This is a genomic window from Streptomyces sp. sk2.1, assembly GCF_008120935.1.
Classification (GTDB): Bacteria; Actinomycetota; Actinomycetes; order Streptomycetales; family Streptomycetaceae; genus Streptomyces.
In genome coordinates this window covers 1-22722 of the sequence record NZ_RDBO01000084.1, presented here as the reverse complement: position 1 = coordinate 22722, position 22722 = coordinate 1, and the positions used below count along the sequence as shown (strand labels likewise).

Sequence of the window (22722 nt, the reverse complement as noted above, 5' to 3'; positions counted from 1 at the left end):
GGGTCAGGTCGACGGGGGCGGGGCCCGCCGCATTGGCCGGTCCCATGTGGGCGTAGCAGGCGGGAACGTCCTCCAGGCCCGCGAGGAGCTCGGCGACGAAGGCGTCCACGTCCGCGGTCAGGGCCGGATTCACGGTTTTCTCCCTGCCGATCGTCGTGGCGTCGCCGTCCGCCTGCGCGGAGGAGCAGAAACTGCCGAACCCGTGGGTGGGCAGGACCGCCGTGTCGTCGGGCAGGGTGTCGGCGAGCCGGTGCGCCGAGGCGTGCTGGGCGCGGGCCGGCTGTCCGGTCAGCCGCGGCTCGACGAGGTCGGGTCGGCCGACCGTGCCGATGAGCAGGGACCCGCCGGTGAACGCGGCCACGGGCCGACCCGCCTCGCCCAGGACGTACGCGGTGTGGTGCGGCGTATGGCCGGGCGTCGCGGCGGCTGTCAGGGTCAGATCGGTGTCCACTTCCACGGTGTCGCCGTCGGCGACAGGGATCCGGGAGAAGGAGACGCGCGCACCGGCCGGTACCAGGTAGGCGGCGCCGGTGATCCGGGCCAGTTCCAGACCGCCGGTGACGTAGTCGTTGTGGATGTGCGTCTCCACCACGTGCGAGATGCGCACCCCCGTCGGGCGGCAGCGGCAAGCACCTGGTCGATGTCCCGGGGCGGGGCGACCGCCACCGCCGCCGACTCGCCTCCGGCGAGATGGCTGCGGTTGCCCAGCCCCTCCAGCTCGATCACGTCAACGAAGAACACCGCGACACTCCTTTCGCATGAAAATTACCCCCGGGGGTATATTCCAGGAATGGCGGCCGCCACATGATCAGCGCGTTCGACGGGGTATCTCGGCCGGACGCGATGAGGGCCGAGGAGGCGGACCATGCCCCACGACCGCACCGTGACGCTGGAAGCACCGTTCGATCAGGTGCAGCAGAACGTCCGCCAGGCCCTCACCGGCCTCGGCGCCATGGCGCCCGTGGCCGAGGAGGCCGCCCGCCGCCTCGACGCCGCCCTCACCTCCCTCGTGGGCGCCGACGCGTGAAGAGGCGGATCCTGCGCCGCGCCCGACCACCTCGTGGTCGTCCAGCAGGAACACGCGGATCGGCGCTTCTGCGCAGAGAACCCCGTGTCGTCGCCCATGGTGGTCCTCCTCGTCATCGTGAGTCCGTCCGGGCGGAACACCTCGGAGCCGAACGGTCCCGCTCTCCGGTCCGGTCAGGTCTCCGGAGACTTGACCTGGGGGCCGTACAGTTGCAGCAGCCGTTCCCGTGTTCCGTACAGGCGCTTTGCCACGGTCTCGGCGACGAACCTGTACACGGCCCGGCCCAGCACCGCATCGGCCTCGCACAGCGAGCGGACGGCGGCGGCATCGAATTCCACGGCCTGCCCCGCCCGGATCACATGCGCGCCCAGGTGCCACACGTGTGGGGGGAAGAGCCAGGACCAGCCCAGCAGATCGTCCCGTCCCAATGTCTCGACGATCGCCGCACGGCGGCCGGGCACATGGAGGTCGACCTCGACCTGCCCGGAGCGGATGACCCAGAATCGGTCGGCCCTCCTGCCTTCCTCGAAGAGCCGTGCGTCGAGAACCAGCGGTACCTCGCGGGCCGCCTTGTCGAGCAGGCGGACCCGGCTCTCGGGCGGGATCGCGTCGAGCAGACTCCTGGCCGTTGACATGGGGCCTCCGTTCCCGGCCGACGGTATGGGCCCGTCCATCCGATCCGAACGGTGTGTCTCCAGAGGGACGGCTCGGCCACGCCGCGCGGCGCGAAGTGTTGTTCCGCGTACTCCTCGTCCACTCCATCGTGTGCTGCCCGGGAGGCAAGTCGCTTGGGCCGACCGGCCCGGTTCCGCGCCCCGCTCAGCCCATGCCGCAAGCCGCACGGGATGGACAAGGACGGTGGCGTCCGCTCCTGCCCACGGGTTTCGCGGCGCACCATGGGCGAGGAGCGGTACAGCCGGGGACTTGCCGGTCCAACGGTCAGAGTTCCGCGTCGAGGAGGTCCGACCACGCGGGGCCTTCCGCGCTTCCGTCGGGCCGGGGCAACGACATCTCCGCCCAGATGACTTTCCCCCGGGGGGTGTAACGGGTGCCCCAGCGCTCGGCCAGCTGTGCGACGAGGAACAGACCGCGGCCCCCTTCGTCCGTCGTGGCGGCATCGCGCAGATGGGGCGAGGTGCTGCTGCTGTCGGCCACCTCGCAGGTCAGGGTGCGGTCGTACAGCAGTCGTACGGTGACCGGCGCGGAGCCGTAGCGGATGGCGTTGGTGATCAACTCGCTGAGCACCAGTTCTGTGGTGAACGCAAGCTCCGACAGGCCCCAGCCGTCGACTTCCTCCGTCACGGCAGCACGCATTCCCGCCACGGCGGCAGGATCGAACGGCACGTCCCAGTCGATGGCATGGTCGGGCGGGATCGCCCGCGCCCGGGCGATGAGCAGTGCCACATCGTCCTTCGGCCGATCCGGCAGGAGCGCGTCGAGAACCGCCCGGCAGCTCTCCTCCGGCGATCGGTCGGGATGGTGGGCCAGGGCCTGCTGCAGCAGCTCGATCCCCACGTCGATGTCCCGGGTGCGATCCTCGATGAGCCCATCGGTGTAGAGGACGAACTGCGTACCTTCCGCCACCTCCAGCTCGGCCGTCTCGAACGGCACACCGCCCAGACCCAGGGGCGGGCCGGCCGGCAGGTCGGGGAACGACACACTGCCGTCGGGCCCGACCAGCGCGGGCGGAGGATGCCCGGCCCGGGCCATGGAGCAGTGGCGGGAGACGGGATCGTAGATCGCGTACAGGCAGGTGGCCCCTATGATCCCGGTATCGGCGGTGGCTTCCGCCTCCTCCTGGTCGATGCGCCCGACCAGGTCGTCGAGGTGCCGGAGGATCTCGTCGGGCGGAAGGTCGAGCGTGGAGAAGTTGTGCACGGCCGTACGCAGTCGGCCCATGGTCGCGGCCGCGTGCAGGCCGTGTCCGACGACATCCCCGACGACCAGTGCCACCCGGCTGCCCGGGAGCGGGATCACGTCGAACCAGTCGCCGCTCACCCCGGAGGACGCGGGCAGGTAGCGATGGGCGACATCGAGCGCGCTCTGTTCGGGCAGGGCTCGCGGGAGCAGACTGCGCTGCAGAGTCGCGGCCATGGCGTGCTCACGGGTGTAGCGGCGGGCGTTGTCGATGCTGACGGCCGCCCGTGCGACCAATTCTTCGGCCAGGGACAGGTCGTCCTCCTCGAATGGCTGGGGCTTCTCGGAGCGCCAGAAGTTGGCCATGCCCAGGATGACGCCCCGCGCCTGGAGGGGCACCGTGATGAGCGAATGGATGCCGTAACCGACGATCGTCCGAGCTCGCTCCGGGTCCTGGGCGAGTCGGCCGGGAGCGTCGGACAGGTCGGGAACCAGCTCCGGCAGACCCGTGGCGAAGGCCCGTGCCTGTGGAGTGGAGGGACAAAGATCAATCAAATGGCCGATTTTGTAGAGAGGATGGTCGTCCCGGATGCCGCGTACAGCAGCGCGGCGCATGCCCGTGTCCGTGCCGGTCGGCTCGTCCCCGTGAAGGACCGGTTCGGCCAGATCGACGGTTCCGAAGTCGGCGAGCCGGGGGACCGCGAGCTCGGTCAGCTCCTCGGCCGTGCGCACCACATCGAGTGTGGTACCGATGCCGAGACCCGCGTCGTACAGCAGCCGCAGTCGCTCGCGCGCGTTCTCCGCCCTGCCGGACAGTGCCCGCAGTTCTGTGGAGTCACGCAAGGTGGCCACTGTCCCCCGGGGCCCGCCGTGACGATCCGTGGGTCGCTGGTTCACCGCGAGCAATCGGCTCCCCACGAGGTGCACTTCGTCCGTGGCCGTGCTTCCCGAGGCCAACAGCTCCACCATGCCGGGATCAAGGCTGGACAGGTCCGAGACGCGTCGTCCCTCGGCGTCGAGCGGCAGATCCAGCAGCCGTCTTGCCTCGTCGTTGGCCAGCAGCAGTCGACCGTCCTTGCTGACGATGAGTACGCCTTCGCGCACGGCGTGCAGCACCGCGTCGTGGTGCTCGTACATGCGATTCATCTCGGCAGGGCCCAGACGGTGGGTCTGCCGCCGCAGCCGCCTGGTCACCATGGCCGTCCCGCTCGTGGCCACTCCGAGTGCGACCGCCCCCACACCGAGGATGATCGGAATCTGTCGTGCCACCGCTCCGTTCACGTTCTCGACCTTCATGCCGGCAGCCACCAGGGCGACGACCTTCGCGTGATCGTGGACGGGGACGATCACCTGTGCCTCGCGGCCGAGCGGGCCGTTGACGCTCTCGGTGTACACCTGGCCGGCCAGCGCCGGTGCGATGGTGGCGATCACCCTCTTCCCGATCAGCTCCGGACGGGGATGCGTGTAGCGGGTCCCTTTCGTGTCCATCACCACGATGAAATCGACGCCGGCCGCCTTCCGGCCCGCCTCGGTGAGCGGCTGGAGCACCGCAGCAGGGTCAGGGCTCCTCAGGGCGGCCAGGATGCCCGGTGAATGAGCGAATGTCTGAGCGACGGCGATGGAGCGGTCTTTCGCCTCCGTGCTGTTGTCGTGCCGGGCCTCCGCCACGAGCGCCAGCATCGCAGCGACCACGAGGAGCACGACGACAGCCACCTGCAGAGCGAAGACCTGGCCTGCGAGGCTCCGGGGACGCTTGCCCGTAAGTGACCGAATCCATGCGCTCCGGAATCGGCCGAAACGACTAACCACAGTGCCCTTTGTAACACTGTGGGGCCGAATGTGTGTGCGGCCAGGGCGCGCCGGGGACGGAACCGTGTGGCGTTCCGACGCCAATCCTGCAGCAGTGGAACCGGATCGGCGCCAGGACCGTACGGATACGACCGGATCATCAGGAGAACTCGCCAGGGCCGTGCCGACATTCAGTCACGAGACCCAGCGGGTTCCCGGTACTTGCGCAAGCAGGTGTGCTTCTCACGGACCTGGAGGTTCGGGGGGATGCTCCGTGGTCTGCAGAGAGGGCTCCGCGTCGTGGGCGTCGACACGGTCGCGGAACAGAAGCTGGTCGAGGACGCGGTTCCCCCAGGGCTGGATCGCCGGACCGGCGTCAGCGAGGGACGTATCGACCAGGGGGCATCAGCCGTGGCGACGACGCGCAGCAGTTAGCCCGTCAGTCGCCTACGTTCCGGATCCGGGTCGGTGCGGCAGGACTTCAGGAAGGTCGGTGCGGCAGGACTTCAGGCAGCGAGACCGGGCCCGGGCCGCCGAACACGCGCCTTGAAGTGTCCGTGCACGGCGTGCGGGGCTGCCGGGCGGGTGGCGAAGGGCGCTTGGCCAGAAACGTTCGTCGAGGGCCGGTGCCGCGCTCGCGCTCGGCGGATGCCCGGAACGACGGCGCAGGACATCCGCTCAGGACTCGGCGTGTACAGCAGGCGGGCGGTGCCGAGCCGGGCGGCGACGCCGTGCGCGCGCACGCTCGCGGTGAACAGATCTTCCTTGCGGGCCGCGACGGTCGAACCGGGGCGGGGCCCGGCGTGCCGCCGGGATCCCCGGGCGGCGGATCCAGCCCCGGAAGATCAGGAAACCGGCGGCCCCTCCAGCCGTGACCGGCCGTCGACATGGCGGAGACAGTCGTCCACCGGATCGAACGGGCGCTTCCCGCCCGCGGCGGGGAAGCAGGTGCCGAAGGCTCCCTGCCAGGCCCGCGGCATGAACGCGTGCGGAATCGATGACCACGTCGCCGGTGCCGAAGATCACGACCCGCAGGGAGTGAAGGCGGACGGCCGGCGACGGTGTGCCGATCGTGACGGATCCCTTCCCCCGGGAAGTCCCCTTCCTGGCGTCACGACCGCTGCCGAGGGCGCGCCGACCGCATCGGCGGGTTTCGCCACCTGCCCGAACGGCCGGGGCCTTGCCGGACGGAGAGGCGTGCGGCCTCCGCTCCACAGTGAGCATTTGCCGGACCTGCAGGTCGGCGCGAGGCTGGGAGCATGGTGCGCGTGCCGGATTCGGAAACGCTGACCGGGTGGGCCGTGGGGAGCCCTGGTCCGATCGCGGGCGGCCCGTTGATACGTGTTCGGCGGGCGGTTCCCTCGCCGGGGCCGGGTGAACTGTTGCTGACAGTGGAGGCGTGCGGTGTGTGCCGCACGGACCTGCACCTTGCCGAGGGAGACCTGAGCCCGCACCGGGCGTCGACGGTTCCCGGCCATGAGATCGTCGGCCGAGTGGCCGCCGTCGGCGAGTCCGTCACGCGGTTCCGGGCCGGGGACCGGGCCGGCGGGGCGTGGCTCCGCGGCACCTGTGGCCACTGCCGCTATTGCCGGGCCGGCGGGGAGAACCTCTGCCCGGCCTCCCTCTACACCGGCTGGGACGCGGATGGTGGATTCGCCGATGCCGCCCTCGTACCGGCCGACTACGCCTACCGGCTCCCGGACGACCAGGACGCCACAGAGCTGGCGCCGCTGCTGTGCGCCGGGATCATCGGCTACCGCGCCCTGCGCCGCAGCGCCCTGCCGCCCGGCGGCCGGCTCGGGATCTACGGCTTCGGGGCCTCGGCCCACCTGGCGGCGCAGGTCGCCCTGGCCGAAGGAGCGACCGTGCACGTGCTGACCCGTTCGGCACGGGCCCGTGAACTCGCCCTCGAACTGGGCGCCGCCTCCGCGGGCGGCGCGTACGACCGCCCGCCCGAACCCCTGGATTCGGCGATCCTGTTCGCGCCGGTCGGTGATCTGGTCCCCGTGGCACTGGAGGCGCTGGACCGTTCGGGAACGCTCGCCGTCGCGGGCATCCATCTCACCGACATTCCCGTGCTCAACTACCGGCGCCACCTCTTCGAGGAACGCAGTCTGCGCAGTGTCACCTCCAACACCCGGCAGGACGGCCACGACTTCCTGGAGACGGCGGCACGGATCGGCATGCGGGTCACCGTAAGCCCCTATCCGCTGAGCCGTGCCGACCAGGCGCTGAGCGATCTGGCCGCGGACCGGGTCAACGGGGCCGCCGTCCTCGTCCCGGGTTGAGCCTCGTTCTAGCCCGGCAGCCACCCCGTTCCGCAGCTCCCCGCTCCCCGTCCGCAAGGGGAGAAGGTTTTTGGTCCGGTCGGTCATGGGCCGACCGGACCCTCTTCGGCACGGCCCACTCGGCCCAGCTCCTGGCCTCCTCGGCCCTGCGGAGAGGCATCCGGAGGAGCGATCGTGGATTTCGGACGCCTTGTCCGGACACCACCTACCGAAGCCCGCGGTCACCGCACTCACGGCGGAGGACACCATGGCAACCACTCGGCGCGTCGCACCGTTCGCGGAATTCGGCCGGCAGGACATCGGCCTTGTCGGCGGCAAGAACGCCTCACCGGGGGAAATGACCGCACACCTGACAGCTGCGGGTGTGCGGGTGCCGGGGGTCGCGACGACGGCCGATGCGTACGGGGAACTGCTCGACGGCCACGGGCTGCGTACGCGGATCTGCCCAGCTGCTGCTGTCCTGCCACCGTTGCCACGCCTCGTCGTTCACCGACCGAGCGATCGACCACCGGGAACGGATGGGCTTCGACCAGCCGGCGGTGACTCTCTCCGTCGGCGTCCAGATCATGGTCCGCTCCGACCTCGCAGGCGCCGGAGTCATCTTCACCCTCGACCCCGAGAGCGGATTTCCCGAGGTCATCGTGGTCGGCGCAGCGTGGGGCCTGGGCGAGACCGTCGTCAGTGGCCGGGGCGACCCCGACGAGCACACGGTCTTCAGGCCGAGTTTCGAGGACCCGGCCCTGGACCCCGTGATCGATGTGCGGATCGGAGCGAAACGGCAGAAGGCGGTCCACGGACAGCACGGACGGACCCGTTCTGAGCTTGTTCCGCTTCGACGGACGCCGTCGGTGTGCTGGTCAGGCCGTCTCGTTCGCCCGCGTCGGCCTCGGTCGCTCGACCCGGTCCCGCACCGCGGTCCCGGTCAGGTCGAAGTCCTCGGCGATCCGACCGACCGAGCGGTCGCCACGCCGGCACAGCTCGACGATCCCGGCCTTGGACTCCGGCGTGAACGAGTGGCGAGGACCCGGCTTCTTCTTCCCCGTGCTCTCCATGACGGACATCATCCTTCCGGGGCCGAAGCCCCTGATCTCCGATGTCCGTCAGAGCGGATCAAGCCCACGTCCGGCCCACGCCTGCTCGGCGGACTGCTGCGCGGCCCCGTGCGCGCCCGCGCCGACCAGCCCCGTCTCGTAGGCGACGATGACGGCCTGGACACGGTCACGCAGCCGGAGCTTGGCGAGGATGCGGGCGACATGGGTCTTGACGGTCGTCTCGGCCAGATGGAGGCGGGCGGCGAGTTCGGCGTTGCTCAGTCCTCGGGCGAGCAGGCCGAGGACCTCCAGCTCGCGCGGCGTGAGCGAGGCGAGGTCGCGGTGGAGGGCGGAGGCGTCGCTGCCGTGCCGGGCGAACCGCTGCACGAGGCGGCGGGTGATGGCGGGCGCGAGGAGGGTGTCGCCGGTGCGGATCGTGCGCACGGCCGAGACCAGGTGCTCGGGGGTGACGTCCTTGAGGAGGAAGCCGCTGGCCCCGGCGGACAGGGCCGCGTACACGTACCGGTCGAGGTCGAAGGTCGTCAGGACGATGACGCGGGGTTCGCCGGGGGGCGGGGTCTCACCCCCTCGAACGGAGCCGGGAGCCCGGGGAGCGGTGAGGATGCGGCGGGTGGCCTCCAGGCCGTCCATCTCCGGCATCCGGATGTCCATCAGGACCACGTCGGGACGTGTGCGGCGGACCGCTTCGACCGCTTCGGCACCGTTGGTCGCCTCGGCGACGACGTCGATGCCGTCGGCGCCGAGGATCATCCGGAATCCGGTGCGGACCAGGGTCTGGTCGTCGGCCAGGAGCACTCGCGGCGGCTGCTCGGTCACGGTGCCTCCAGGGGGATCAGGGCTTCCACACGGTAGCCGCCGGTCAGGCGCCGGCCGGCGCTCAGGGTGCCGTCGTAGACGGCGAGACGTTCGCGCAGGCCGATGAGGCCCCGGCCGTTTCCGGTGGCCGCGCCCGCGCCCGGGCGCCCACCGGTGTCGGTGACTTCCACCCGGAGTCGCTCCGGCCCGTACTCGACGGTCACGCGGGCGGTGGCCCCGGCCGCGTGCTTCATGGTGTTGGTCAGGGCTTCCTGGACCACCCGGTAGACGGCGAGTTCGATGCCGGGCGGGAGCCCGCGGGGCGGACCGGTCACGGTCACCCCGACCGGCAGGCCGGCGTCCCGTACCCGTCCGGCGAGCGTGTCCAGCTGGTCCAGGCCGGGCTGCGGGGCCAGCCCCGTGCCCGCGTCGGCCAATTCCCCGGCACTGTCCGCGGGTTCGCCGTCCCCGGCCATGGTGAGCAGGCCCATGACGTGCCGAAGTTCGGTCATGGCCGCTCGACCACCGGCCTCGACGGCGAGCAGGGCCTCGCCGGCCTGCTCCGGGGCGGTCTTCATGATCTTGCGGGCGGCACCGGCCTGAATGACCATCACGCTGACGTTGTGCGTGACGACGTCGTGCAGTTCGCGGGCGATCCTCGCGCGTTCGTGCTCGACCGCCCGGCGCAGCGTCTCGGCCTGCTCGCGTTCCAGGGCGGCGAGCCGGGTCCGCCCCTCGGCGGTGCGGAGTTTCCAGGTGCGCAGGCCGAGGGCGGCCCCGGCCATCGGGACCAGGATCAGCAGGACGACGTACTCGTTGGGGACGACCGGTGTCACCGAGTTCCCCGAGGTGCTGACCAGGAGGACCGACACGGGCAGGGCCGCCAGGGTCGCCGTCCGGTACGGGCTGAACACGGCCGCGCTGTAGACGGCGATGACGAACGCGTAGAAGGTCAGCCGCAGGACGCTCTGCGGCGTCGCCAGCGTCGCGGCCGTCACGACGCACAGCACGGCGAGCGGACAGCGCCGGCGCAGCGCCAGGGCACCCGAGGCGACGGTCGCGAGGGTCACCATGAGGACCAGGCCGCCGGTACCGGACGGACGCGGGTTCTCGATCCGCACACCGGGCGCGATCTCGCGCACCACGACGTTGCCGACGTTGTCGACGCCGTAGTAGACGGTGACGATTCCGAGAACCAGCGCCAGCAGTACGTCGAACTGCCGGGCGCGCCGGGTGATTTGCGGCGGCGGACCGGCCGGCACCCGCGCGTCGCGGACCGCCCGACGGGCCGAACCCGCCAACCGCGCCGACGCCGTACGTACGTTCATCACCGGCTCATTGTCGCCGCCGCACGCCCCCTCGGAGTCCGCCCCGGCGGTCGGTTTCCGGCGACCGCGTACATCGGGCGCCTACATCGCAGGGATGACGCGCGGGCGGCTCGTCCCGATGGGGTACGGCAAAGGGCCCGGGCGATCGACGCGCGGGGGCCGGGCGCGCTCCTAGCGTCCACGGGGTCCGATGCCCGTGTCGAAGGAGCCCTTTCATGACCATGCCGGTGATCGAACTGCGCGAGGTGAGCCGACGGTACGACGACGGCCCGCCCGCGCTGCAGCACGTGTCGCTGACCGTGCGGAGCGGCGAGGCCGTCGCCGTCCTCGGCCCTTCCGGAAGCGGCAAGTCCACCCTGCTCAATCTGCTCGCGGGCCTGGACCGGCCGGACACCGGGACCGTCACCGTGGCCGGGGTGCGCGTGGACGAGCTGGGCGAGACCGGGGCGGCGCTGCACCGGCGGAACAGGATCGGCATGGTCTTCCAGTTCTTCAACCTGCTCGACGACCTCACGGTCGCCGACAACGTCGTGCTGCCCGCGCGGCTCGCGGGCATGGGCCGCGCGGAGGCGGACCGGCGCGCGGCGGAGCTCCTGGAGAGCCTCGGCATCGACCGGCACGCCCGCGCCCATCCTGGGCGGTTGTCCGGCGGCGAGCGGCAACGCGTCGCGGTGGCACGGGCGTTGATGAACCGGCCGCCGCTGCTCCTGGCCGACGAACCGACCGGAGCCCTGGACACGGCCGCGGGACGGGACGTCAGCGGACTGCTCGCCGACCTCAACGCCGACGGCCAGACCGTCGTGGTGGTCACCCACGACCTCGCGCTGGCCCGCTCCTGCACCAGCCGTACGGTCAGGATCGCCGACGGCCGGATCACCGAGGACGTCCCGTCGCGGAACCTCGCCCCGGAGACCGCCCGATGAGCGCGCTCGGCGGGGTGGTGCGCTCGGGCGTGGGACGACGCCGGGTGCAGACGCTGGTGATCGGGCTCACCACGATGATGGCGGTGGCCGCCTCCGTCCTCGGCGGGTCACTCCTGGTGGTCTCCGGCGCGCCCTTCGACGACGCCTTCGCCCGGCAGCGCGGCGCACACCTGTCCGTCCGGTTCGACGCGCGCGAGGTGAGCGCCGCACAGTTGACGCGGTCCAGGGACGCCGAGGGGGTCAGCGGCGCGGCCGGTCCCTTCCGTACGGCCACGGTCACCCCGCGGGCCGACGCGACGGGTCCCGGATGGCCGATGACCGTGGCCGGGCGTCCCGGTCCCGGCCACGACGTGGACGAGGTGGCGTTGACCGAGGGACGTTGGCCCACCCGCTCCGGCGAGATCGTACTGTCCGCCGACTCCTCGCAGATCCCGACCCCGGGCAGAAGGATCACCTTCTCCGGGCTGCCGGGGGAGCCGACGCTGACGGTGGTCGGCGTCGCCCGCTCGGTCACCCGGACCGCGGACGCCTGGGTGCTCCCGTCCCAGATGCCGGCGCTCACCGCCTCCGGCAGCGGCGGCTACCAGATGCTCTACCGCTTCACCGGGGCGAGCAGCGCGGCGCGGATCGCCGCGGGCGGCAGGGCCGTGACGGCCTCCCTCCCGGCGGGTGCGGTCGTCGGCGACCAGTCCTGGCTCACCGTCAGGAAGAACGCCGAGCGCGAAACCGCCCTCTACGTTCCGTTCCTCGTCGCGTTCGGCGCGCTGGGCCTGGTCATGTCGGTGCTCGTCGTCGGCAACGTCATCGCCTCGGCCGTGGGCATGGGAACGCGCCGCATCGGCATCCTCAAGGCCGTCGGTTTCACCCCGGCCCAGGTCGTGCGCGCCTACGTGGGCCAGGCACTGGTCCCGGCCGTCGCCGGCACGGTCCTCGGGGTGCTCGCCGGGCACCTGCTCGCCGTCCCCGTGCTGGCCGAGGCCGAGGAAGTGTACGGCACCTCGTCCCTGGCCGTCGAGCCGCGGGTCGACCTGGCGGTGGTCGCCGGGATGCTCGGCCTGGTGGCGGCGACCGCGTGGGCGAGCGCCCGGCGGGCCGGCCGGCTGCGTACGGTCGACGCGCTCTCTGCCGGGCGTACCGCGTCCGCGGGGCGCGGCCGGTGGGCGGCGCGCCTGGCCGGACGGCTGCCGTTGCCGCGCCCGGTCGCCCTGGGCCTGACCCGGCCCTTCGCGCGGCCCGCCCGCGCGCTGGCCATGGGCACGGCGATCCTGTTCGGCACCGTCGCCGTCACCTTCACCGTGGGGATGGGCACCTCGCTCGGCCGGGTGGTGGAGGCCAAGGCGCACGACGCCGCCGACGTGGTCGTACCCGCGCCCGCGCCGGACTTCGGCCCCCAGGGCCCTGCCCCCGGGAAGCAGCGGCCCGGGGGCGATCCGGCCGCGGTCGCCGCGGCCGTCGGGGCGGCCGACGGAACCGGGAGGTACTACCGCGCCACGACGGTCCGGGCGACCGTGTCCGGCCCGACCGGCATCGTCGACGTGATCGCCTTCACCGGCGACGCTTCCTGGGGCGGCTACACGATGGTCTCGGGCCGTTGGTTCCACGAGCCCGGCGAGGCGGTGGTCCCCACCCCCTTCCTGGCCGCCACCGGCACCCGCGTCGGCGACACCGTCACCCTCGGCGGCCTGGCCGAGCCGGTCACGGTCCGGATCGTCGGCGAGGTCCTCGACCCCCGCAACGACGGGATGCAGGTCTTCGTCGACGCCCCGACCCTCGCGGCCGCGCACCCCGACCCGACGGACACGAGCCATCACGTCGAGGTCGCCCCGGGCACCGACGTGTCGGCCTACGTCACCACCCTGAACAAGGCCCTGGCACCGCTGGGGGCCACCGCACGGACCGGCGCGCTCCACGGCGGCAGCGACATGGTCGTCACCCTCAACGCCCTGTCCGCGATCCTCACGCTGATGCTCGTCGCCGTCGCCGCGCTCGGCGTGCTCAACGGCGTGCTGCTCGACACCCGCGAGCGCGTCCGGGAGCTCGGTGTGCACAAGGCCCTGGGCATGACCCCCCGGCAGACCGTCACGATGGTCCTCACCTCGGTCCTCGTGATCGGACTCGCCGCGGGCGCGCTGGGCGTGCCGCTCGGCGTGGCGCTGCACGGCCAGGTCACCCCGGCCATGGGCGACAGCGTGGGGCTCCGCCTCCCCGACTCCGTCATGGCCGTCTACGGCGGGGGCGAATTGCTCGTGCTCGCACTCGGCGGCCTGCTCATCGCCGCCCTGGGCGCGCTCCTGCCCGCCGGCTGGGCCGCCGGGGCCCGGACCGCCACGGCCCTGCGCACCGAATAGGGGGCCGGGCTTCGGGACCTGTGGCTCCGGCCCCACCGCGAGGAACGGTGGGCGCCGGGCGGTTTTTCCCCCGGTCGGCACGGAAGGGGACGGCGGCGGTGGTCCCCGCGCCCGGGGCGCGGATCGCATGCGCGGATCACATGTGACACGGCAGACGGCCCGGTCCGTCCGGGACGACCGGGCGGGCCGGGCCGTTCCGTGTGCTCAGGGGGGCCGCTCCGCTCGGCCGTTCGGGTGGTCGTCGACCGGGCATGGATGCGGAGTAATCGGTCTTTCGTGCGAGCTCTCATACCAGAGCGGGACGGATGGCGGGCAAGTTCGACAACTGCCCGCCGCGCCCGTGTGATGGACGACTACCGTGTGTGGCCGGTGATCAACGGTGGGCTCATGGAACCCGAGCCCGCCCGACCGACGAACCGAGCCTGACCGACCACCGTAGGTGCCACCGCATGGATGCCGATTCCTGGTGCCCCACGTACCGAGGACACTGATGTCTCAACTTCGCGCACCCGCAGCGCGACCGGAACGCCGAGAGGGCGGACGGCACGGCCGACCCGGTGCCCGTTCCCACTCGGCCGCGGCCAGACCCCGCGCCGCCCAGCCGTCCCCCGAGACGCGTATACGCCCCCAACTGCTGCGCACCGCGGTGCTGCCGACCGTCGCCGCGGCGCTCAGCGGGGCCGCAGCGGTCATCTTCACCGTCCGCTCCACGGGAGCCGGGCCGTCCACCGCGCTCTGGATCGCCCTGGGCGCGGCCGGCACGCTCGCGATCGCCGCGGTGCTGGCCGCGTTCCTCGCCGCCAACCGGGTCGCCACCACCGTCTTCGGACGGTGCCTGGCGCTCCGCCGCGCCAGCGTCCAGGGGCAGGCGGAACTGCAGCGCGTGGTGGAGCAGCTCCGCAACGGCGAGCAGGTGCCCGTGCGGAAGCCCGCCCCGCCCGTCGCTCCGGGAGGTGACGCCTTCGAGCTGCTCGCCCAGGAAATGGGCCGTCAGCAGGAGGCCGCGATGGCCTCGGTCGTCGAGGCGTCCCGGCTCGCCGACCGCTCCGGCGAGGACCAGAAGGTCGAGGTCTTCGTCAACCTCGCCCGGCGGCTGCAGTCGCTCGTGCACCGCGAGATCCAGCTGCTCGACGAGCTGGAGCACGAGGTCGAGGACCCCGACCTGCTCAAGGGCCTCTTCCACGTCGACCACCTGGCCACCCGCATCCGCAGGCACGCCGAGAACCTCGCCGTCCTCGGCGGCGCGGTGTCCCGGCGGCAGTGGAGCAACCCGGTCAGCATGACCGAGGTCCTGCGCTCGGCGATCGCGGAGGTCGAGCAGTACCCGAGGGTCAAGCTCGTGCCGCCGATCGCCGGCACGCTGCGCGGCCACGCCGTGGCGGACGTGATCCACCTGCTGGCCGAACTGGTGGAGAACGCGACGGTCTTCTCCGCCCCGCAGACCCAGGTGCTCCTGCGCGCCCAGCAGGTCACCGCCGGACTGGCACTGGAGGTGGAGGACCGGGGGCTGGGCCTGCCGGGCAACGAGCAGAGGCGGATGAACGCACTGCTCGCCGACCCCGACCAGGTCAACGTGGCCCGCCTGCTGCAGGACGGCCGGATCGGGCTGTTCGTCGTCGCGTCCCTGGCCCGTCGGCACGGCATCGCGGTCCGGCTGCAGAGCAACATCTACGGAGGCACCCAGGCCGTACTCGTCCTTCCGCAGACCCTGCTGGGCGGGGACGGGGACACCGCGGAGGGCAACGAGGCGGCCCCGGCCCCGCAGCCGGAGGCCGCGCACCATCCGTCGGCCGAGCCCGGCGGACACCACCGACCGGACCAGGGCCCCGGCCCGTCCCCGGACCCCGTGCCGGGACCGCAGGCGGACACCGCCCGTCAGCCGTACGTCCCCGGCCAGCCGCTGCGTCTGCACCAGACGCCCGAGCAGGCACCGGACCGGGGCGAGGCCCCGCCGCTCCCGCTGCGCGCGGACCGCCCCGCCCCGGACCCCCGAGGCCGACGCCCCCGGAGCCCCCCGGCCCGAACCCGGAGCGGTGCGCGGCACCATGAGCCGCCCCCAACTGCCCAGGCGCGCCAACCAGGAGCATCTGGTCCCGCAGCTCAGGGAAGCACCCGTACCGCGCATCGAGGACGAACAGGCCCTGCACGACCCGGGACTCATGGCGGCCTTCCGCCGGGGCATCGAACTCGCCGAGGCCCGCACCGAATCCGAGTCCGAGGCGGACACCGCCCGGGAACCGGACCCGGCCCCCGAGGCACGGACGGCCCCGCAGACGTGGCAGAACCGGGCCCCGCTCGAACCGCTGCCGGTACGCGGACGGACCACGACCGTCACCCCGTACCCGGGCCCCGGCACGACCCCGGGCCCCGGCACGGGCACGGCCCCGGCCGGCGATCCCCTCGAAACGAACACCTCCAAGGAGTAGATGCACCATGGCGACCGATATGCCGTCCGGTCAGGTCTCGGACCTCGACTGGCTGCTGAGCGGACTGGTCCAGCGCGTCCCGTACACACGCAGTGCGGTTCTCCTCTCCGCCGACGGGCTGGTGAAATCCCTCCATGGCATGGACGCCGACAGCGCCGACCACATGGCGGCGCTGGCGGCCGGCCTGTACTCGCTCGGCCGCAGCGCCGGCGCGCGCTTCGGCGACAGCGGCGAGGTGCGTCAGGTGGTGGTCGAACTCGACTCGACCCTGCTGTTCGTCTCCACCGCGGGTTCCGGCACCTGCCTCGCCGTCCTCGCCGGACGCGAGGCGGACGCGGCGGTGCTCGGTTACGAGATGACGATGCTGGTCAAGAGCGTCCGGCCCTACCTGATGACGCCGACGAGACAAGCGGCCGGCACGCCGAGCCCCACGGGGCTGTGAGGGTGTCGATCCAGCAGGACGGGCCGCTGCTCGACGACGCGGCGGGCCGGCTGATCCGCCCGTACACCGTGAGCAACGGCCGTACCCGTCCGACGGCCGTGCTCGATCTGCTCTCCCTGGTGATGGCCACGGGCACCGAGCCGCAGATCCACCTCGGCCCCGAGCACTCCGTCGCGCTGGGGCTGTGCGGCGACCCCACGTCGGTGGCCGAGATCGCCGCCCATCTGCGGCTGCCCGCGGTCGTCACCAAGGTGCTCGTCTCCGACCTGGTCGACTGCGGAGCAGTCACCGCGCACCCGCCCGCCTTCCAAGACATGCCCACCGACCGATCCCTGCTGGAGGCAGTGCTCGATGGCTTACGACGACAGCTCTGACGGCTTCGGCAGCCCCGCCGCGTACGAGAACACCGCAGGCTCCGAGGGTTACGGCGGCCCGCAGGGCTACCCGATGCCGCAGGGCTACGGAGAAGCCCGGAGGCACGGAGCCCCGCAGACCTACGGGGAAACCCAGGGCTACGGGGAAACCCAGGGCTACGGGGCCCCGCAGCCCCACGGGGAGGGCCGGGGCCACGGAACTCCGCAGGGTTATGGAGCACCGCAGGGGTACGGCGGCCCGCAGTCCTACGGAGAGGCCCCGGCCCCCGGGGGCCCGCAGGACTACGGGAGCGGGCAGTACTACGGCGACGCGCACCACTACGGGGACGCCCGGGGAACCGCCGGGGCGGAGTTCGGGGGAGCGCCCCCGCAGGGCTCACCGCACTACGGCACCGGGCCGGGCCACGGCGACGCGCAGGACCACGGAGCCGGACCGGAGTACGGAGCCGGACCGGAGTACGGCGGCCCCGGTGGCGCCCAGGATCCCGCGGGCGCCGAAGGGCCCGACGGCCCCGTCGCCTCCGAAGGCTTTCCCGTCGCGCTCAAGGTGCTGGTGGCGGGCGGATTCGGCGTCGGCAAGACCACCTTCGTCGGCGCGGTCAGCGAAATCGCACCACTGAGCACGGAAGAGCTGCTGACCCAGGTCAGCGCCGCGACCGACAGCCTCGACGGCATCGAGTCCAAGACGTCCACCACGGTGGCGATGGACTTCGGCCGGATCACCCTCGACGAGCAGCACGTGCTCTACCTGTTCGGAACCCCCGGCCAGGAACGTTTCTGGTTCATGTGGGACGAGCTCTCCCAGGGGGCGCTGGGAGCGGTCGTGATCGCGGACACCCGCAGGCTCGCGGACTGCTTCGCCGCCGTCGACTTCTTCGAGCGGCGCGGCATCGGATTCATCGTCGCGGTGAACGAGTTCGACGGTGCCTTCCGCTATGGGCCCGAGGAGGTACGCGCCGCGCTCGACCTGGGGCCGGACGTGCCGGTGGTGCTCTGCGACGCCCGGATCGCCAGCTCGGGAACCGGCGCCCTGGTCACCCTGGTCCAGCACCTGATCAACGCCACCTCGGCCCCGGCCCCGTTGACCGGTTTCGGGGCCCACCCGTGACCCGGAGGGCCACCCGGCGGATGCTGCTCACGCCCGTCGACCGCGACGCCCCGGTCCGCACCCGACGACTGCGGACCCTGGGGCTCGGGGAGCGTGCCGACGCGTCCTTCGACAACTTCGACGCCTTCGCCGACAGGGTGGCCGAAGTGACCGACGTGCCCTTCTCGATGGTCAACTTCATCGACGGGAACCGGCAGTTCTTCGCGGGGCTGCACACCCCGACCGGCACGCACAAGGGCTCCGACCTCGGGGCCGCGGCCGCGGGCAGCAGCCGCGGCGGCCGGTACGTGGCGCTCGACCGCGGCTACTGCCCCCATGTCGTCGTACGGCGCAAGGCGCTCGTCCTGGAGGACGTCTGCGACTATCCCCGGTTCGCCGGCAACCCGGTCGTCGACGAGATAGGCATCCGCTCCTATCTCGGAGCCCCCCTCATCGACCGCACGGGCGTCGCCCTGGGCGCCGTCTGCGCGGTCGACACGGTGCCCCGCCCATGGGGCAGGGCCGGGCTCGACACCATCAAGTCCCTGGCGCGGGAACTCGTCGGACACATCCACCGGCGGGAGGAGAACGGCATCGGCATCTGAACCGGCCCGCCGGCCTTCTCCCGCCCGCCCCGGCCCGTGGCCGGACCCGCCGACCGGACCGACCGACCCGTTCCGCCCCCGCGCGGCCTCAGACCTCGACCGTCGTACCGTCCAGGAAGGTCAGCACCACCGAGTCCGACCCCGCCCGCACCCGCACCGCGTCGCGCAGCGCCTCCGGATGCACGGTGTCCCGGGACAGGGCGACCAGTGAGACGTGGACGCTGCGACCGCCCGGATGCGGGCGGCTGCGCAGATACGGGACCGCGGAATGCGGACCGTGCGCGTTGGACTGGACGTCACGCGCCACGGCGGCCCCCTCGGCCCCACCGTCCCAGCCGTGCAGCGCGATCAGGGCGCTGCTCAGCCCGTCGGCCGTCCGGGCGAGCGCCCAGTCCGGCCCCGACACGGCGAACGGGCTCCGCGCGTGCGCGACCGCGTGACCGCCCTCCCGCACCACCGCCCCCTCGGGCGCCTCGACCCGGTGCACCCGGATCTCCCACGGACCGTGCAGCACGCTCGTCGTCCCGATCCGGTACGCACGCTCGTCGCCCGGCAGCCGGGCCGCGTACCAGGAAGCGGCGACCCGGTCCGCGCAGCGCAGCGGATGGATGCGGCGGCGCCGCGACGGGGTGCCGTCCGGGGCCACCAGCGCCAGGTGCCCGTCGATCGCGCGGGACACCGCGTGCGGGGCGGCCTGCGGAGCCGTCGCCGTCGAGAAGGCGAAACCCGCGTAGTGCGGATCGGCCGTCCCCTCGGCCGGGTCGGCCGCCCCGTCGTACGGCGGATTGTGGTCGCTGCCGTGGTTGACCAGCCGGACGATGCCGTCGTCGCGGGTGCCGTGCAGCAGCCAGCCCGGGGCGGGCAGCGCCGTGTACCGGTCGGACTCCTCGACGGGCAGCGGGAGTTCGCGCGCCGTCCACACCGCGTGGTCCGCCGGGAGCAGCAGTCCGAGGAAGCCCTTGCTCGCCCAGTACGGCGAGGCGGGACCGGAGTACGGCTGGGTGGTCGGCAGGAACGTGTCGTACCAGCCCAGTGTCAGCAGCCCGCGCTCGTCCGGCACCCCGCGCTCCACGAAGTGCCGCATGGTGCCCGAGGCGAGCCGGCGGGTGAGCCCCGGCGCGAGCGGGGTGCAGTCGGCCAGCGCCCCCATCCACACCGGTGCCAGGGCGGCGAACCGGTAGGTCAGCGAACGGCCCTGGTGCACCGGGGCGCCGTCGGCGCCGAAGAAGTGCTGGTAGTCCTCCAGGAACCGGCCGAGCCGCTGCCGGTAGACCTCGGTCCTGCCCCCGTCGTCGGCGCCCGCCATCCGCGACCACAGCAGCGGGTACAGGTGCATCGCCCAGCCGATGTAGTAGTCGAAGTTCCGGCCGTCGCCGTCGGTGTACCAGCCGTCGCCGACGTACCAGTCCTCGATCCTGTCCAGGTTGCTCTCGATGTCCGACCGGCTGTACGGGGCGCCGACCGAGGCGAGGAACTGCTCGGACACCACCTGGAAGAGCCGCCAGTTGTTGTCCCAGGTGCGTCCGCCGACGAATCCGGAGAACCAGTCGACGACCCGCTCCTGCACCCGGGCGTCCAGCCGGTCCCAGATCCACGGCCGGGTCTCGTGCAGCGCCACCGCGACCGACGCCGCCTCGACCATCTGCTGCGAGCAGTCCGTCAGTCGCGGCCACGCCTCCCCGCTCGCGGGGTCCGTGCCGACCGCCAGCCCCGCCGCGTACCGTTCCACCAGCGCCGGGTCGGCCGCCCCGCCCGCGCCCGCGATGCGGCAGGCGGCGAGCAGGAACGACCGGGCGAACCCTTCGAGACCGTCCGAGACGACCCCCGACCAGCTGCCGCGGCCGGGCAGTCGGTACTGGGCGAGGCCGGGGGTCGCGTACGGCACCAGGGCGTCCAGCAGCCGGTCGGCCGTCGCCTCCCAGTGGGCCCTGGTCCAGCCGGTGCGGGAGGACAGGAGCCGGTCGGGCGGTGGCAGGTGCAGATGCGGTGCGACGGACACGGTGGTGCTCCTCGGGAAGGGGGTGCGGGGACGGATCAGCGGGAAAGCACGGCTCGGTGGGTGTGGCCGCGGGAGCCGCCGACGGCGACGGTGAGCACGGGCCTGCGGCCCGGGGCGACGCTCACCGAGGCGTCGGCGTCCACCACCGACCGCACGGGGAAGGGCAGTTCGACCGAGAGCGTGGTGAGCGTCCGTCCAGGGTCCGCCACCGCGACGCGGACCTGCCCGCCGTGGTGCTGCACGAGCACCGACGCCGGGCCCGACGCGGTGATCCCGGCGGCCGTCCCGGCGCCCCAGAAGTTCACGGCGGTCAGCCCCGCCCGGCGCACCTCCACGGCCTGCGCGGTCGCGTCGTCGGCGACGATCCGCACCGGCCGGGACCGCGCCCAGGCGGCGGTCGCCACCGCCGAGGCGCCGGGCAGCAGCACATAGGAGTAGCGGGCGTCGGCGGGGGAGGTGCCGTGGTCCACCCACAGCGTCAGGTAGCGGCGGGTGACGGGATCGGTGCCGCCGCCGGTGTCCGCCCCGGAGTTGATGTCCCGCCAGGTGCCGGTGCGCTGTTCGCGCAGGGCGTGCAGGGTGGCCCGGTCGGGGAACACATAGCCGCCGACGCCCTCCACGTGCGCCCACCGGGCCCCGTCGAACTCATGGGTCCAGCCCTGCTCGACGGGCTGGCGGACGCCGTCGACCAGCAGCCGGTGGCGGCCGCCGGCGCCCAGGTTGCGGTTCTCCACGACCGTCTCGATCCGGCGGCCGTCGGTCGCCGTGATGCCCGCCCCGAGCGCGATCACCGCGTTGTCCAGCAGGAACCACGACTTCCTGGCCCGCAGAGTGGTGTCCGGGGCGCCGAGCACCTCCATCGCGGCCGCCACGTACCTGCCGTCCAGCACGGCACCGCCCGCGACGGCGTTGGACGGACGGTGGGTGGACGTGCCCGCGCCCGTGCCGAGATCGGCGCGCGGCCGGGTGTCGACCGTGGTGCCGGGCAGCCGGTACGGGTCGACGGTCGGCCAGAAGCCGTCGTTGTACTGCCGCAGGTCGTCGCCGTCGTACAGGTACGTCATGCCGTCGCCGGTGTACCAGCCGTGCAGGTTCTCGCCGTTGCCCGCCTCGTACGCCGAGATCCGCTTCGACGACAGCGACAGCGCGCAGGCCCAGCCGGGGCGGCGGTGCACCACGCGGTCCATGTCGGCGAAGACGGAACTGCCGGTCGTGCGGGGCCCGACGGGGACGGTTCCGTCGTCCAGGACGGCCTTGGCCAGGGCGAGTTGGGGCAGGGTCGCGAGGGTCTCGAAGGGAGTGGCGCGGTTGCGGACCAGCCAGCCCTTGACCAGCGCGCGCCAGCGGTCCGCGTATGCGGCGGGGGCGCCGGAGGCCAGGAGCAGGATCGCCGCGAGGGCCGCCGCGCCGTCGCGGTGGTCACCGGCGCGTTCCCGGGAGACCGCCCGGCCGCGCACCGAATCCATCATCAGCCCGTCGAAGACCACCGGGGCGAAGGTCCGCTCGACGGCCTCGTACATCACCGAGACCTGCGGGTCGGTCACCGCCCACTCGGAGCCGGCCAGCAGCGCCAGCAGATGGGCCGTGCCGCTGAGCAGCACGACGCCGTACGTACCGGTGTAGGCGACCACGTCGTGCTGGACGAACGACCCGTCCTCGTAGAACCCGTCCCCCGAAGAGGCGTACCGGAAGAGGCTGTTGCGGCCCGCGTCGCGCACGTCGGACAGCGCGTCGCGGGCCGAGACGAGCTTGTCGGGGTCCCGCCCCAGCAGCCCGCGCAGCGCCACGACGACCGCCTTGTCGGTGCGGTTGGCGCCGGTCTCGGCGAGGGCGGGGTAGTTGGTGCGGCGGTCCGCGTCCGGGCAGAACCGGTCGACGACCGCGAGGTAGTCCGCGAGGTCGGCCGCGGGAAGCCGGTCGCGCAGGACGACGGCGCAGTCCATCAGGGCGCGCGGGGCGCCGATCTCCCAGAACCACCAGTTGCCGGTCTCGGGCCTGGTCGGGTTGTACGCGGTGTCGTGGGTGAAGCGCAGCGCCGCGACGAGGGCGGCCGCCACCTCGGCGCTGCCCGCGAGGGAGGTGCCCTCGGTGGCCCAGGCGGTCGCGAGGGTGCGCAGCCGGGTGTAGCTCTGGCCGAAGTTGCCCGGGGCGGTGAGCGGCGCGAGGTCGGACCAGAGCGCGGTGCGTCCCGCGCCGCGGTCGAGGGTGTCCCACAGGCCCCGGGCCGTGGTGTCCAGGGCCGCGACGGCGGCGGTGAGATCGGGGTCGGCGGGGTCGGGGACGCCGCCGGTGAGCAGCGTTTCGGCCCGCTGGAGCAGGGTGTCGAAACCGACGGCCGTTGTTCCGCCGGTCGCCGCCGTGCCGGGGGCGACCGGCGGAACAA

General features: G+C 72.8%; 16 protein-coding genes and 2 pseudogenes. 10 read left to right on the top strand and 8 right to left on the bottom strand.

Annotated elements, in window-relative coordinates; genetic code table 11:
• Nucleotides 1-741, bottom strand: a pseudogene (locus tag EAO76_RS38360) (MBL fold metallo-hydrolase); the annotation flags it as partial.
• A 124-nt stretch (nt 742-865) separates the two neighbouring features.
• Between EAO76_RS38360 and EAO76_RS44980 the strand changes: the two are divergent.
• Nucleotides 866-1027, top strand: a complete 162-nt coding sequence (locus tag EAO76_RS44980) for a hypothetical protein (protein WP_187438954.1) — start codon at nt 866-868, stop codon at nt 1025-1027.
• Nucleotides 1028-1200: 173 nt separating this feature from the next.
• Here the strand turns inward: EAO76_RS44980 and EAO76_RS38355 are convergent, their stop codons facing one another.
• Complete coding sequence (locus EAO76_RS38355) at nt 1201-1662, bottom strand: cyclic nucleotide-binding domain-containing protein (RefSeq protein WP_148840878.1); 462 nt, start codon at nt 1660-1662, stop codon at nt 1201-1203.
• Between the two features lie 304 nt (nt 1663-1966).
• Nucleotides 1967-4693, bottom strand: a complete 2727-nt coding sequence (locus EAO76_RS38350) for a SpoIIE family protein phosphatase/ATP-binding protein (RefSeq protein WP_148840960.1) — start codon at nt 4691-4693, stop codon at nt 1967-1969.
• 1238 nt (nt 4694-5931) lie between these two features.
• On the opposite strand from EAO76_RS38350, the gene EAO76_RS38345 reads away from it, so the two are divergent.
• Both EAO76_RS38345 and EAO76_RS38340 read left to right on the top strand, forming a co-directional pair.
• Entirely contained in the window at nt 5932-6960 is a 1029-nt protein-coding gene (locus EAO76_RS38345; protein WP_148840877.1) for a zinc-binding alcohol dehydrogenase family protein, read from the top strand.
• Between the two features lie 395 nt (nt 6961-7355).
• A pseudogene (locus tag EAO76_RS38340) lies at nt 7356-7730 on the top strand (PEP/pyruvate-binding domain-containing protein); the annotation flags it as partial.
• An 87-nt stretch (nt 7731-7817) separates the two neighbouring features.
• Here the strand turns inward: EAO76_RS38340 and EAO76_RS38335 are convergent.
• Genes EAO76_RS38335 through EAO76_RS38325 form a run of 3 tightly spaced genes read right to left on the bottom strand, consistent with a single transcriptional unit; the run spans nt 7818 to nt 10135 of the window.
• Nucleotides 7818-8012 (bottom strand): hypothetical protein, encoded by a 195-nt coding sequence (locus EAO76_RS38335; RefSeq protein WP_148840876.1) that lies wholly within the window; start codon nt 8010-8012, stop codon nt 7818-7820.
• Between the two features lie 48 nt (nt 8013-8060).
• The gene (locus tag EAO76_RS38330) at nt 8061-8828 is read right to left on the bottom strand and encodes a response regulator transcription factor (protein ID WP_262376112.1); all 768 of its coding nucleotides are present in this window, start codon (nt 8826-8828) and stop codon (nt 8061-8063) included.
• On the bottom strand, nt 8825-10135 hold the full coding sequence (locus tag EAO76_RS38325; RefSeq protein WP_148840875.1) for a sensor histidine kinase: 1311 nt from the start codon (nt 10133-10135) through the stop codon (nt 8825-8827). The genes EAO76_RS38330 and EAO76_RS38325 overlap by 4 nt, the downstream gene beginning before the upstream one ends.
• A 215-nt stretch (nt 10136-10350) precedes the next feature.
• On the opposite strand from EAO76_RS38325, the gene EAO76_RS38320 reads away from it, so the two are divergent.
• From EAO76_RS38320 to EAO76_RS38290, 7 genes are all read left to right on the top strand, one after another.
• A complete protein-coding gene (locus EAO76_RS38320) occupies nt 10351-11058 on the top strand; it encodes an ABC transporter ATP-binding protein (RefSeq protein WP_148840874.1) in 708 nt (235 codons plus the stop codon).
• Complete coding sequence (locus EAO76_RS38315; RefSeq protein WP_187438953.1) at nt 11055-13406, top strand: ABC transporter permease; 2352 nt, start codon at nt 11055-11057, stop codon at nt 13404-13406. The genes EAO76_RS38320 and EAO76_RS38315 overlap by 4 nt, the downstream gene beginning before the upstream one ends.
• 490 nt (nt 13407-13896) lie before the next feature.
• The gene (locus EAO76_RS38310) at nt 13897-15891 is read left to right on the top strand and encodes an ATP-binding protein (protein ID WP_399463530.1); all 1995 of its coding nucleotides are present in this window, start codon (nt 13897-13899) and stop codon (nt 15889-15891) included.
• Nucleotides 15840-16274 carry a roadblock/LC7 domain-containing protein gene (locus EAO76_RS38305; protein ID WP_148840873.1) on the top strand — a complete coding sequence of 145 codons (435 nt, stop codon included), beginning with the start codon at nt 15840-15842 and terminating at the stop codon, nt 16272-16274. Before EAO76_RS38310 ends, EAO76_RS38305 begins: the two co-directional genes overlap by 52 nt.
• Before the next feature lie 2 nt (nt 16275-16276).
• Nucleotides 16277-16648: a DUF742 domain-containing protein gene (locus EAO76_RS38300; RefSeq protein WP_187438952.1), complete on the top strand. Its 372-nt coding sequence runs from the start codon at nt 16277-16279 to the stop codon at nt 16646-16648.
• Between the two features lie 547 nt (nt 16649-17195).
• Nucleotides 17196-17756, top strand: coding sequence for an ATP/GTP-binding protein (locus tag EAO76_RS38295; RefSeq protein ID WP_148840957.1), 561 nt, complete (start codon nt 17196-17198; stop codon nt 17754-17756).
• Nucleotides 17753-18340: a GAF domain-containing protein gene (locus tag EAO76_RS38290; protein ID WP_187438951.1), complete on the top strand. Its 588-nt coding sequence runs from the start codon at nt 17753-17755 to the stop codon at nt 18338-18340. The genes EAO76_RS38295 and EAO76_RS38290 overlap by 4 nt, the downstream gene beginning before the upstream one ends.
• An 88-nt stretch (nt 18341-18428) precedes the next feature.
• Here EAO76_RS38290 and EAO76_RS38285 read toward each other — a convergent pair whose 3' ends face one another.
• A complete protein-coding gene (locus EAO76_RS38285; protein ID WP_148840870.1) occupies nt 18429-20339 on the bottom strand; it encodes a DUF2264 domain-containing protein in 1911 nt (636 codons plus the stop codon).
• Between the two features lie 35 nt (nt 20340-20374).
• The coding region (locus tag EAO76_RS38280) for a polysaccharide lyase 8 family protein (RefSeq protein ID WP_148840869.1) at nt 20375-22722 on the bottom strand (2348 nt) is incomplete at its 5' end.

What these genes read in the sequence shown, in the direction of transcription:
- EAO76_RS44980 (WP_187438954.1), top strand. Translation starts at nt 866, where the DNA reads ATGCCCCACGACCGCACCGTGACGCTGGAAGCACCGTTCGATCAGGTG.
- EAO76_RS38355 (WP_148840878.1), bottom strand. Translation starts at nt 1,662, where the DNA reads ATGTCAACGGCCAGGAGTCTGCTCGACGCGATCCCGCCCGAGAGCCGG.
- EAO76_RS38345 (WP_148840877.1), top strand. Translation starts at nt 5,932, where the DNA reads ATGGTGCGCGTGCCGGATTCGGAAACGCTGACCGGGTGGGCCGTGGGG.
- EAO76_RS38335 (WP_148840876.1), bottom strand. Translation starts at nt 8,012, where the DNA reads ATGGAGAGCACGGGGAAGAAGAAGCCGGGTCCTCGCCACTCGTTCACG.
- EAO76_RS38325 (WP_148840875.1), bottom strand. Translation starts at nt 10,135, where the DNA reads ATGAACGTACGTACGGCGTCGGCGCGGTTGGCGGGTTCGGCCCGTCGG.
- EAO76_RS38320 (WP_148840874.1), top strand. Translation starts at nt 10,351, where the DNA reads ATGACCATGCCGGTGATCGAACTGCGCGAGGTGAGCCGACGGTACGAC.
- EAO76_RS38315 (WP_187438953.1), top strand. Translation starts at nt 11,055, where the DNA reads ATGAGCGCGCTCGGCGGGGTGGTGCGCTCGGGCGTGGGACGACGCCGG.
- EAO76_RS38310 (WP_399463530.1), top strand. Translation starts at nt 13,897, where the DNA reads ATGTCTCAACTTCGCGCACCCGCAGCGCGACCGGAACGCCGAGAGGGC.
- EAO76_RS38305 (WP_148840873.1), top strand. Translation starts at nt 15,840, where the DNA reads ATGGCGACCGATATGCCGTCCGGTCAGGTCTCGGACCTCGACTGGCTG.